12 protein-coding genes and 1 tRNA gene are annotated in these 11,012 nt (G+C 65.6%); 10 read left to right on the forward strand and 3 right to left on the reverse strand.

The genetic code is table 11. The features are described from left to right. Positions 1–2: 2 nt before the first annotated feature. From nadD to AB0P18_RS05805, 6 genes are all read left to right on the forward strand, one after another. The gene (gene nadD / locus AB0P18_RS05780; RefSeq protein ID WP_344053809.1) at positions 3–599 is read left to right on the forward strand and encodes a nicotinate-nucleotide adenylyltransferase; all 597 of its coding nucleotides are present in this window, start codon (positions 3–5) and stop codon (positions 597–599) included. Continuing rightward, positions 596–1,678: a hypothetical protein gene (locus AB0P18_RS05785; protein WP_363359312.1), complete on the forward strand. Its 1,083-nt coding sequence runs from the start codon at positions 596–598 to the stop codon at positions 1,676–1,678. Before nadD ends, AB0P18_RS05785 begins: the two co-directional genes overlap by 4 nt. Next, positions 1,678–2,058, forward strand: coding sequence for a ribosome silencing factor (gene rsfS, locus AB0P18_RS05790; RefSeq protein WP_363359313.1), 381 nt, complete (start codon positions 1,678–1,680; stop codon positions 2,056–2,058). The genes AB0P18_RS05785 and rsfS overlap by 1 nt, the downstream gene beginning before the upstream one ends. Positions 2,059–2,121: 63 nt before the next feature. After that, a tRNA-Ala gene (locus tag AB0P18_RS05795) sits at positions 2,122–2,197 on the forward strand. Between the two features lie 157 nt (positions 2,198–2,354). Then, the gene (locus AB0P18_RS05800; RefSeq protein ID WP_363359315.1) at positions 2,355–2,588 is read left to right on the forward strand and encodes a helix-turn-helix domain-containing protein; all 234 of its coding nucleotides are present in this window, start codon (positions 2,355–2,357) and stop codon (positions 2,586–2,588) included. Continuing rightward, a complete protein-coding gene (locus AB0P18_RS05805) occupies positions 2,585–3,856 on the forward strand; it encodes a tyrosine-type recombinase/integrase (RefSeq protein ID WP_363359316.1) in 1,272 nt (423 codons plus the stop codon). Before AB0P18_RS05800 ends, AB0P18_RS05805 begins: the two co-directional genes overlap by 4 nt. Before the next feature lie 14 nt (positions 3,857–3,870). On the opposite strand, the gene AB0P18_RS05810 is transcribed toward AB0P18_RS05805, so the two are convergent. Further along, positions 3,871–4,149, reverse strand: a complete 279-nt coding sequence (locus AB0P18_RS05810; RefSeq protein ID WP_363359318.1) for a hypothetical protein — start codon at positions 4,147–4,149, stop codon at positions 3,871–3,873. 94 nt (positions 4,150–4,243) lie between these two features. On the opposite strand from AB0P18_RS05810, the gene AB0P18_RS05815 reads away from it, so the two are divergent. The 4 genes from AB0P18_RS05815 to AB0P18_RS05830 all read left to right on the forward strand — a co-directional run bounded on the left by AB0P18_RS05815 (position 4,244) and on the right by AB0P18_RS05830 (position 7,197). Next, complete coding sequence (locus AB0P18_RS05815) at positions 4,244–4,519, forward strand: hypothetical protein (protein WP_363359319.1); 276 nt, start codon at positions 4,244–4,246, stop codon at positions 4,517–4,519. Continuing rightward, on the forward strand, positions 4,512–5,480 hold the full coding sequence (locus AB0P18_RS05820; RefSeq protein WP_363359320.1) for a hypothetical protein: 969 nt from the start codon (positions 4,512–4,514) through the stop codon (positions 5,478–5,480). Before AB0P18_RS05815 ends, AB0P18_RS05820 begins: the two co-directional genes overlap by 8 nt. Before the next feature lie 345 nt (positions 5,481–5,825). Beyond that, positions 5,826–6,518 (forward strand): nuclease-related domain-containing protein, encoded by a 693-nt coding sequence (locus AB0P18_RS05825; RefSeq protein ID WP_363359321.1) that lies wholly within the window; start codon positions 5,826–5,828, stop codon positions 6,516–6,518. Between the two features lie 16 nt (positions 6,519–6,534). Beyond that, positions 6,535–7,197 (forward strand): hypothetical protein, encoded by a 663-nt coding sequence (locus tag AB0P18_RS05830; protein ID WP_363359322.1) that lies wholly within the window; start codon positions 6,535–6,537, stop codon positions 7,195–7,197. 41 nt (positions 7,198–7,238) lie between these two features. On the opposite strand, the gene AB0P18_RS05835 is transcribed toward AB0P18_RS05830, so the two are convergent. Then, entirely contained in the window at positions 7,239–7,538 is a 300-nt protein-coding gene (locus AB0P18_RS05835) for a hypothetical protein (RefSeq protein WP_363359323.1), read from the reverse strand. A gap of 19 nt (positions 7,539–7,557) precedes the next feature. Continuing rightward, positions 7,558–10,419, reverse strand: coding sequence for a CHAT domain-containing protein (locus tag AB0P18_RS05840; protein WP_363359324.1), 2,862 nt, complete (start codon positions 10,417–10,419; stop codon positions 7,558–7,560). Positions 10,420–11,012 lie beyond the last annotated feature (593 nt).

Below are 11,012 nucleotides of genomic sequence, written 5' to 3' on the forward strand. Positions count from 1 at the left end.
GCATGTCGGTGACGCGCGCCCCGAGGATCGGGGTCATGGGTGGGACTTTCGATCCCATCCACCACGGTCACCTGGTGGCGGCCAGCGAGGTCGCGCAGTCTTTCGACCTCGACGAAGTCGTCTTCGTGCCGACCGGCCGGCCATGGCAGAAGAGCGATGTCTCCCCGAGCGAGCACCGCTATCTGATGACCGTGATCGCCACGGCATCCAATCCGCGTTTCACGGTGAGCCGCGTGGACATCGACCGCGCCGGTCCCACCTACACGATCGACACCTTGCGCGAGCTCAAGAAGGAGCGACCGGAAGCTGAGCTGTTCTTCATCACCGGCGCGGACGCGATAGCGCAAATTCTCAGTTGGAGGGACCATGATGAACTGTGGGACCTCGCGCATTTCGTCGCCGTCTCCCGGCCCGGTCATGATCTCAGCACCGCGGGTCTGCCGACCGACGACGTGAGTCAACTCGAGATCCCCGCACTGGCCATCTCCTCCACGGACTGCCGCGAACGCGTGGAGAGCGGAAACCCCGTGTGGTACCTCGTTCCCGACGGGGTCGTCCAATACATTGCGAAGCACCACCTCTACCGGAGCAAGGAATGAGCACACCCGAGCAGCCGGCAACACCAGCCCTCACCCGCAAGCAGTTGCGCGACCTCCGCAACACGGGATCCAACCCGATCATCCCGACCGATTCCGAGCTGACCGGCGAGAACCCCATCGTCGAGCCGTCCGGGGCGGAGACGACCCCTGAGGCCGAGACGCCCGCGCCGCCGCCGCACGCCGCGGCCCCGCTCCCTCGCGCCGCGGTGCCCGTCCCCGTGCACGACCTCCCCGGCGCGGATTCGAGCGTCGACCTGGGCGTCTCGCCGTTGACGCGGCGCCAGGCGCGTCAACAGGAGCGCATCCGCACCGCATCCGTCCCGGTGATCACTCCCGAGGTCATCGCGGCGCAGGTCGTGCCGAGCGAGACCGTGGCCGATGGTTCGGCTTCCGCCGAGGTGGTGATCGATGAGGCGCCCCGCGAGGAATTCCTGATCGAGGCGGCGCCGGACATCGAGGTGTCCGACCCGGACCCGATCGACGAGGTCCCGGCGGCGGCGGAGGACGACGGCCACGCGGACGCGGCCGAAACCGCCGCGGGTGCCGAGGCGGATCCCGCCGAATCCGACGAGGAGCACGAGCGAGCGGTGGTCAACCCCGCGTTCGGCGCAGAGCTGCTGGCGGGGGAGGGCACGGTCACCGAGGTGCCGGCATCCTTCGATCAGCTCATCACCCGCTCGGTGACGGGCGGGGTCAGCACCGGCAGCGCGCTCATCCTCACCGACACCCCGGCGTCGTCGCCGCTCGTTGCTCCGGTGACGGCGACCGGCGAGGTGCTCATCACGGGTTCGTTCAATCTTCCGGAAGGACTCGGCTCCACCGGGCACGCTCCCGGCACGGCCGACGGCAAGGAGGTCGACGCCGTCCTCGTCGACGGCGAGCTCCCGGCGCACTCCTCGCCGACCCCGATCGCCGCGAGCGCCGCGATCAGCACCGTGAAGAACAACGGGGACATCATCACGCCTCCGGCGCCGGAGAAAGGCAGCCGCCTCATGCTCACCCTCGCCATCACGGCCGGCGTGCTGGCTCTCGCGCTCGTAGGCGTGCTCATCCTCGCCTTCGTGACAGGGGTGTTCTGATGGTCGCCACGGAGCAGGGCCGCGAGATGCTGCGCATCGCCGCGCTGGCCGCCGATGCGAAGGGCGGCGAAGACCTCGTCGCGCTGGACGTGTCGGACCCGTTGCCGCTCGTGGACATCTTCCTGCTCGTGACCGGTCGCAGTGAGCGCAACGTCGCCGCGATCGCGGATGAGATCGAGGACCGGCTGGTCGAGTCCGGTCACAAGCGCCTGCGGCGCGAAGGCCGGCAGGAGGCCCGCTGGGTCCTGCTCGACTTCGGCGACCTCGTCGTTCACGTGTTCCACGAGCAGGAGCGCATGTACTACGGCCTGGAACGCCTGTGGAAGGACTGCCCGGTCGTCCCGATCGAGTTGCCTGCCGCATCCCACGTCGAGTCCTGAGCCGGTTCGGGAGAGCTCCGGCGATGTAGTAATCTATTCAAGTTGCCTCCGCAGGGAGGCGACGGGCCTGTGGCGCAGCTGGTAGCGCACCTGCATGGCATGCAGGGGGTCAGGGGTTCGAGTCCCCTCAGGTCCACCAAAACTCCCGGTAATGCACCAAAACTTCACTCCCCGATCAGGGAGTTTGAATGTTTGGTAGTCGTTTACTGGACACTTCGCCGAGTAGCCGCAGGGCGCTCTCGAGCCTTCTAGAGCTATCTGTAAGGTACGCGGTGACGCCCGCGTACCTTCGCTGTATGGACAGCGGTGGCACCTCAGAGTCGGGACTCGGCAACTACGTCTCGCTGTCTGAACTTGCCGCCGCGTTGAAGGTCTCCATTCAGACGATCTACGACCTACGAAGCAAGGGGCGCGGTCCGCACGGATTCCGTGTCGGCACGCAGCTGCGGTTTCGCAAGACCGAGATCGATGCTTGGGTCGAGCGCATGGAACAAGCTGATGAGCAGCGCCACGCCGGCGGCGCAGCATGAACGGCGGACGGCCACGCACCCTGATCGGCTCCTACGGGACCATCAGCATCACCAGGCGCGGCACCTCCTACGTGGCTCTCGCGCGCATCCGCGACGCCGACGGGCGCCTGCGCAGAGTCACCGGTGCTGCTCGCACCAAATCGGCGGCTCGAGCCCGTTTGAAGGAGCGTCTCCTCGACAGACCCGGGTTCGGAGCCAGCGGCCTCCTCGACCTCAGTAGCTCCTTCCGTGACCTCGCCGACCTGTGGCTCGAGGATCTCGAGCTGCGCGATCTGTCGGACGGGACGAAGAAGAACTATCGCGACGATCTCCGGCTCCGAGTGAGGCCGCAGTTCGAGCACTTCTCACTCGGCGAGATCACCACGGGCCGCGTGGAGTGGTTCCTCCGATCCGAAAGCGCAGTGTCCTTCTCTCGCGCGCACCACTCGCGAACCGTCCTCAACCAGCTCTTCGCGTTTGCGCTCCGACACGATGCGATCCCGCGGAATCCCGTGCAGGGGACGAGTCCGATGCGGCGTCCGAAGGGCGAGCGGCAGGCGCTGAACATCGAGCAGATCAGTGCAATCCGCGACGCTGCCACTCGCTGGCGGACCGGTCCCGACGTCAAGGGTCCCAAGCCCGACGGTCAGGTGCGCGACATCATCGAAGTGCTCCTCGGCACCGCGCTGCGCATCGGGGAGTGCCTCGCTCTTCGCCTGTGCGATGTCGATGACGGTCCTGGCGGGATGACGATCTCCGTGACAGGAACGGTCGTCTTGCGCACCGGCAGCGGCGCGGTGAGGCAGGACCACCCCAAGACCGAGCACTCCATCCGCCGCATCGCGGTCCCCGACTTCGCGGCTGTCGTGCTGCGCGCGCGGCTCGCCGGCATCCCGACCAGTGACCCGGAACGGACGATCTTCGCCAATCGCTCGGGCAAGCCCCTCAGTCCGTTCAACGTGCGACGGACCTTCCGCGCGTTCCTCGAGTTGGCGGATCTGGCGGGGGAGGGGATCACCCTTCGCTGGTATCGGCGAACTGGTGCGACAGTTATCGCGCGCGGGGCGAGCGCCGATGCTGCCGCCACGTTCCTGGGACACGGATCGACCGCGATCACCGAGGGGCATTACATCGAACCTGACCGCACCGTGGATAGGGGGCCCGCAGGAATTCTCGAGCGAACGCTGCGCCGCGAGAGCCCTGATACCTCGCTGCTCTCAAACGACGATGGCGCGGCCGAGGACCCGACGCTCGACTTCCTCGACGAGGAAGACATCGAAGCGGCATAGGGCCTCTCGACCTATCAATCTCGTTTGCTCACGCCCCAGCTTGCGATCGGTCCGCCGTTGGGTCCGTGGCTGCGCAGGAACTCTGCGTGCAGCCGCTCACACGCGAGACGGAGGGTCGTTGACCAGCCGATGAGCTCGCCGCGGAAGCTGGCTCGGTAACGTAGGTAGGTGGCGCTCACGCGACGCAGCTCAATGGTTCCGTAGACGCGGTCGAACGCGTCGACCAAGCTCCACGTGCCCGTCGGACGTTCCTGCGCTGCAAGAATCGGGTGCCACCGGCTCTGTTCGGCCACGAGCGTCCTCCCTCCGGCCGAACACGGATGAGCGTAGAACGGGTCCCAGACATCGCCGAACGGCTGGTGGGCGCGGCACGCGCACCTTTCTGCCATGAGCGATCGTGAGCGCGTTGACGCTGTCCTGGAGCACGTGGCCGTGCTCGCGTTTCTGTACTACCCCGGCATTGAGGAACATGATCCGGGCTACAGCCTCGCCGAGGACATCGAATGGTGCCTCGTGCGGCTCGGTGACGTGTCCGACGCCGAGCGCGAACGAATGAGCGGGCTGTTCGCGCGAGCGATCACCGACCCGACAGCGACGCGTGAGGAACTGTTCACAGCGCTCGCGGAGCTCGACGGTGTGCTCACGGCGGATGGCCATGAGTGACGCGCATTCGCGCGATGAAGAGCGCGCGGCGCGGCTCGCCGCGCAGCGCAAGGCATGGAACGACGCCCACCCGACGTACTACGCCGAGTACCGTGACCGGAACCGTGAGGAGATCCGCCGCAAGAACCGCGAGTACATGCGCGATCAGGCTCAACGCGAGCGCGACGAGAAGGAGCGGCGCCAGAAGGGGATCGATCGCGCGAAGACGTGGGCGAAGGAGCACCCACAGGAGCGTCAGCAAGCCCGCGAACGGTACAAGCAGAAGCATCCAGAGGCGTACAAGCAGGCTCAGCGCGACTACTACCACCGGAATCGTGAGGCGATCGCCGAGCGCCGACGCGCTCGGGAGGCTGCCGACCCGGAGAGGGCGAACGAGGCGCGTCGCCGGGCGGTCGACCGAGCCCGGGAGGCTGGCCGCGACGCGACCTGGTCACCGACCCCCGATCAGCGGGCCACCTACCGTGAGCGGGAGAACGAGGCGAGGCGCCAGGCTCGTCGTCGCGCGCGAGCCGGGCTACCAGAGCGCCAGCTGCACCGCGTGCACGCGCCGGAGCGGCGCCACAACGATGCCGCGGCAAACGCATTCTTCGCGCAGCGGCGCACCGGTCAGGACATCGCCAGGATCAGAGATCAGGACGAGCCGACACCTCCAGAGCTGGTACACGCTCTGCAGGAGCGGTCGGAGAACCGTCGTGTAGTGCGCGAGATTCTCGCGATTGCGGAGGAGTACTTCGTCGACCACGAGGTCGAGTTGCGGGCGCGGGTCGCTGAGGTGTCTCGCGCGCGGTTTCGGGCCGGGATGCTGCCCCTCGACGTGTACACGGAGCCGCGCCGTCACGCGCTGGAGTTCGCGAGCCGGGGCTACCTCCGCGCCAACGTCGCTTCCCCGAGGTCATCACTGACGGTCTTTCGCTGGCTCACGAGCGATTATGCTCAACGGCGACCCGACATCAGCCTTTGATCGATCCGCATTCGGGAATGCCTTGAGAGTCGGGCGCTTCGCAAGCAGCGTCACCGCGCACCTCTAGGCTGAGCGAATGGTCGACTACGGGGAAGTCGTTGGGGACGGCATTGCCGCCGGGTTCGGAAGGCTGTGGGCCGGAATCACGGCGAACCCGTGCACGGTGATCCTGTTCGTGGGGATTGTCGTCGGCGCACTTTGGTTACAACTGACACCCACGCGACGGCGTCGCCGATGACGGCGGCTGTACCTGCGGATGCGGTCGGCTCGGTCCCGGCCGCGGCAGTGATCTCGGCGTGCCTAAGTGCTCAGGCCGGTGTCCCTGCCCGATCGCGGGTGTCGCGCGTGTTCGGTCGGTCCCCGCTGTCGGTCGACTCGCGGCCCTGGTATCTCGGCGCACTCGGTGAACTCGAGGTCGCGAAGCGCTTGGCGAAGCTCGTGCCCGACTGGACGGTGCTGCACTCCGTCCCGATCGGCGATCGGGGGAGTGACATCGACCACGTCGTTGTCGGTCCTGCCAGAGTGTTCACGATCAACACGAAGTTTCACGACGACGCCCGGATCTGGGTCGGAAGCAAGCGTCTTTTGGTCAACGGCCAGAAGACCGACCACCTCCGCAACTCCCGCTACGAAGCGCAGCGGATCGCCAGGAAGCTGATGGCGGTCGCGGGGGAGCCGATCGACGTCTACCCGGCGATCGTTCTCGTCGGAGCGCGCAGCGTCACTATACGTGAGCGACCCGTGGACGCGACGGTGCTCCGAGACACCGAGCTGGTCCGCTGGCTCACCCGCCGCGAAGCCGCGCTCACGGCTGATGCGCGCGACCGCCGCGCTGAGATGCTGACGCGCCCGGAGACGGGGGCTACGACATCCGGCGCCTTCTCGGAAGTAGACCTCCCGGCGTTTGCCGCTCTTCGCCGCGAAGTGGGCGCCGCACGGCGCGTGCGGATGCTGTGGGGAACAACCGGTCTCTTTGGCGGCGTAGCGGTGGCCGCGGCTCTCTCCATCAACGCATACGCAACGCTCCTTGGCGGATAGGTCGCATGATGGACTCATGCCGCTTAGTCCGACCGTCGCGATGCTTCCCGACACTCCCGATTCGTGGCTGCTCGCCGAGTTGAGTTCCTACTCGGACGACTTGTCCGAGGCGAGTGACGCGATCGAGCAAGCACTGGAAGCAGGACACGAATCGCCGCTCTGGCAGCCGCTGACAAGCTACGCCGTGGTCGCCTACATGCGCGCGTTCGCGCACTCCAACGTTCGGTCCCGCCTCCCCGCGCATGACCCGGTCCCTGACGATCTCGTCGAAACGCACGACATGATTCGCGGCTACCGGAACACGACCATCGCGCATTCGCAGTCGGAACTGTCGATGTCGTTGCCACTGGCCACATTCACTCCGGAAGGGACCGTCCACCAGGTGCTGCCGATCACAATCCGCCATAACCTTCCGGAGACCACGGCTCGCCGCATCGCCGACTTTATCGACCGGATGAGCGCCCTGTTAGCCGAGTTGATCCAGCCACTTGCCGAGCGGCTCACCACTGAGTACCTTCACGCGGGCGTTGCCACGATTGCAGGCTGGCCCGTCCCCGACCTAGATCATGAACGCGCTGACCGATTCACTGCGCAGTCAAGGAGGGGGCGCGAGCCACGATTCGTTGCGTATGAACACCCCCGACGACATCGCCGTGATGGTCTCCTCGCTGGTCGGTGACGCATGGTGGGAGAACCGAGATGCCTTGCTGGCAATAGTGTCTAGGGCCGATCTGCTCCTGAACTGGGTCTGTCGTACTGCGCGCCCATCCAAGCGGAGGTCTTCTTGGGGCCCTCCAAGCCGAGTGCCAAGAGCAGGTACCCGAAGAAGCCAACCGCCAGGCCGATCGAGTACCACGCGAAGAGTGCCTCGTCGAAGAGGGCGGTGACGGCCGCGCCGCCCACGGCGCCAATGACGGTGGCGATGTCGGACAACCCCACCGATGCTGCGTTGCGTCGAAGGGTGCGGTATGTCACCCAACCGACAACCAGACCGAATAGGGCGGCCCCGAGTTCTTCCATGATGTTCCCTTTCTACGTGTTAACTGCGAGCGAGGTGGAGGTCGGCAAGGCAATAGGGCGTGTACGCCAGTCCGAGCGGGTTCCGGAGTACCAGCAGTTCGAGTCGAAGGTCCTGGATGATCTGTCCGACCCTTGTGCCCTGGAGCATCCGGGTGAAGAACGACGAGGCGAAGTAGTCCGCTAGCGTCTCGGGCACCGAGACCTCAGTGCCGATCACGCCGGAGGCGAATGCTCGCGCGAACTGCTCGATGAAGGTCGACAGGTCATCGGGTGACACGTCAACCGTGTTGCAGCCGTTGAGGAAGATCAGCGGATGTGTGCCGGGCCACGCGACCCGCCACGCCCGAAGCGCTCCGGGTTCGAGCTCTTCGGCTGGCTTGTCGCCGACCCCGAGCCAGGCTTTGCCGTGTCGCTTGCCGCCGTGGCAGTAGAAGTAGACGAGCGACAGGTCATCATTCCCGAGCCCTTGGCCGATGGCGTGGAGTTCGAACTCCTGCCGCACCGTCCCGTCCGAGATGAGCGCTGCGATGTCGTCGCAGTGCTGGCGGTACTTCTGCAGCTGCTTGCTGTATCCAATGAACAGGTTCGGCGTCGTGCCCGTGATCGTCGACACGGCATCGATCGGTTGATCCAGCCCGCTGACGGAGCTCCCGGCGTCCTGCGGCGGAACTCCTTGCAGCGGCTGCTCGACTATGTGACGGTAGCCCCAAAAGCCCGAGGGGCACACCACGTCAGGGTCCTCGCGGTGCCGGCATCCCTTGACGAAGCATTCGCTCGTCCTAAGGGTTCCGGCGTTCACCGTCGCAGCTTCGAGGACCGCCTCGAATTCGGGGCATAGGCGGAGCCGGGAGCTGCGCAGAAAGAGATGATCATAGATGAGCGCCCACGGGAACACCCGGTCGGCCGATCGGACGGATGCCGCCTGGATGACGGTGGGGGCGGCGAGCAGACTCTCTAACTCGGCCTCGAACTCCTGCCCACCGGGGCTCAGGATGCGCAGGTATAGGTCGCTGCCTAGCGAAGCCAACTCGGTCAAGTACTTCAGCAGATCGCTGCGCCCACCGGTGTTGTCGGGTTCGAATTTGTAGTCTTCGTTCTTTGCAGGGTCGCCGCACACCCACTGCAAGTAGGCGCGGGCAGCCTTCACGGCGCCGTGCGCCTCAAGTTCGCCGAACTCGTACGCCTGCCGGAAGGCAGATCCCACGACCACCAGCGTGTGCGAGCCGTTCGGATTCTCGTTGGCGAGGATGCTGACGCCTTTCGGGCGGTAATCCTCGACATTCTTCAACGATCCGCTGAGCGCCCATTCGATCTCGCCCCGCACCGGCTGCACCGCCGCTTGCTCGACTTCGGCGACGGAGCCTGTGAGCAACACCGACTGGATGAGGTTGTTCTCGTGATACAGGCCCACGCGGACGCGGAACGGGCCGCGGTGGCGCGTCCGGATTGAGATCGACACCGTCGCTGACGCGGCCGGCGGCGAGGGCAGCAGGAGTATCTCCGATGCCGTGGACACATCGACGTCGAGAGACGTGACGACGACGTTCAGGGACACGTGGCCTTCGCGGTACAGGTCGGCGACTCTTGATTCGGGGAACGTGATGTCCCTGGGAACCAGGCTGTTGTCCACAGGCGGACCCACCTGCACGTTCACTCGGTACTCGTAGTCTTGGGCGAGCGTCGATTCCGGCTCGACGATCGTTTGATCCGGTCGAGTGAGCCAGACGTTGGTGACGCGGTCAGTGACGGCGCGGTCGCCCGCCACATCCACTTCGTCGAGTTCAGCGGTTGCGGCCATCATCGGCTCGAGCGCGCCGCTCTCAAACGCGTAGTCAAGTTTGCGCAGCCGCTCGGACTGGATGCGTCCGAGCGACTCGTCCGCAAGCGCAAGCCGCTCCGACAAGGCCTGGACCCACGTCGACGATGAGTCAAGGTCGCGGAGCTCGTCAAGGGCGCGGCGCGTGCGCTCGTGCTCGGCGTTCGCGCGAAGTTTCAGAACGCGCGCGGTCTGTTGAAGGTTGAACGCCGATGCGCCGCCGCGAGCGAGGAGCATTGCTGGCGCTTCGCCGCGGCGCGGGTATCCGAACGCTGCGTCGAGGTCGAGACTGTGCGTGATCGCGTAGTAGAACTCTTCGACGTCGAACTGCCCGCGCGGTGCGACGATGACGCTGCAACGCGCAACACGAAAGATCGCGTGCGCCAGGTCGAGGGCCGTGCCGGACTCCCCAGCGTCCGACTCGATGACGACTAATCGGGTGGTCCGGTCGCGGCCGGTGAAGAGACGACGCATCCGGCCGCTCGAGAACTCGTTGAGCATTCTCTCGAGCGCGGGCCCGCCGCTTCTCAGATGAATGATGTCGAAAGGGCTCCGCGCGATCTGCTCGAGACGGCCCGGTGACGTTCGTTGCGTGTGCACCGTGCGAAAGTGCCGAAGGGCGTGGGGCAGTGGTTCATCGGTGACTTCGGGCGATATGTCGGCGATGAGAACGTCGAGGGGGACCTCGACCGGCGTTGCCCCGAAGGGCGCGGGCAGTGGCGAGTAGCGCAGCACGAGCCGCGAGGAGTCACCGAAACGCGGGCGCCGGAATTCGGTCTCCCATGACAAGCCGTGAAGCTCTGCCGACCTCAGGTCCAATAGGATCGGCTTCCCTGGGTGGTCACGAAGTAATGCCGCGAGATCGTCCGCGTCAGTCAGCAGCTCCTCCCACGGCCGCGCGTCTAAACGCCACTCGTCGCCGCGAGTCGTGTTCACTTGTACTTCGAACCGGCGGTCGACGGAGGACTCGAGGCGTGGATCGGTGACCACGCAATGGATATACAGCTCGTCTCCGAGAGCGGCGGACCGCATCTCAAGATGCACCGCGTAGTAGTCGTCGATCATCCGGCCCTCACAAGTTCGTCACACTCGATGTGCCGCTCGGAGAGGCGACGTGAAAGCCCCAGTCCGTGCCCCCGCAGGATTTGTGTCGATGATGGACTCGTCGATTCCCCGTGTCAATACGCGCATCGTCCAATCGTGCGTTCAGGGCTGTTGCGTGGGGCTAGAGCACGACAATGAAGCCGAGCATGAGTACGTAGCCCATTGACATCGGCCTCCGACCTCGATTCAGTGCCCTAGTTCGCGGGCACCTTGGACGAGGCGTCGACCCGCATCGCGAGCTCTAGCAGGAGTCACGTGCGCCGATTGCGCGACGCGATTCGAAGCGCTAAAGTGCGGGTCACTGGAAGGACTTAAAGATGAAGCATTAGAGATGTGACTTGGCGCAGGAAAACTGAGAATTAGCATCATCAGAAGAAGCTTTCAGTTCAGAAAAGGACCTCGGCTACGGCTCGGGGCCTTTTCGCTGTAACGACGACCTGGCGCCGCGACCGATCGCGCTTCCCCTTTCGCCCGCGGGAATGATCTGCCACTATTCCTTCCATACGGGGTGAACTCTCGCCTTTCCGGTCCGACTTGTCGCCGTGACCGCTTCT

This window comes from Microbacterium sp. NPDC064584 (assembly GCF_040687315.1).
GTDB lineage: Bacteria > Actinomycetota > Actinomycetes > Actinomycetales > Microbacteriaceae > Microbacterium > Microbacterium lacus.

Excerpts from the sequence above, each read along its gene's own strand:
- nadD (WP_344053809.1), top strand. The coding sequence starts at position 3 with ATGTCGGTGACGCGCGCCCCGAGGATCGGGGTCATGGGTGGGACTTTC.
- AB0P18_RS05835 (WP_363359323.1), bottom strand. The coding sequence starts at position 7,538 with ATGGAAGAACTCGGGGCCGCCCTATTCGGTCTGGTTGTCGGTTGGGTG.
- AB0P18_RS05800 (WP_363359315.1), top strand. The coding sequence starts at position 2,355 with ATGGACAGCGGTGGCACCTCAGAGTCGGGACTCGGCAACTACGTCTCG.
- AB0P18_RS05805 (WP_363359316.1), top strand. The coding sequence starts at position 2,585 with ATGAACGGCGGACGGCCACGCACCCTGATCGGCTCCTACGGGACCATC.
- AB0P18_RS05785 (WP_363359312.1), top strand. The coding sequence starts at position 596 with ATGAGCACACCCGAGCAGCCGGCAACACCAGCCCTCACCCGCAAGCAG.
- AB0P18_RS05820 (WP_363359320.1), top strand. The coding sequence starts at position 4,512 with ATGAGTGACGCGCATTCGCGCGATGAAGAGCGCGCGGCGCGGCTCGCC.
- rsfS (WP_363359313.1), top strand. The coding sequence starts at position 1,678 with ATGGTCGCCACGGAGCAGGGCCGCGAGATGCTGCGCATCGCCGCGCTG.
- AB0P18_RS05815 (WP_363359319.1), top strand. The coding sequence starts at position 4,244 with ATGAGCGATCGTGAGCGCGTTGACGCTGTCCTGGAGCACGTGGCCGTG.
- AB0P18_RS05840 (WP_363359324.1), bottom strand. The coding sequence starts at position 10,419 with ATGATCGACGACTACTACGCGGTGCATCTTGAGATGCGGTCCGCCGCT.
- AB0P18_RS05830 (WP_363359322.1), top strand. The coding sequence starts at position 6,535 with ATGCCGCTTAGTCCGACCGTCGCGATGCTTCCCGACACTCCCGATTCG.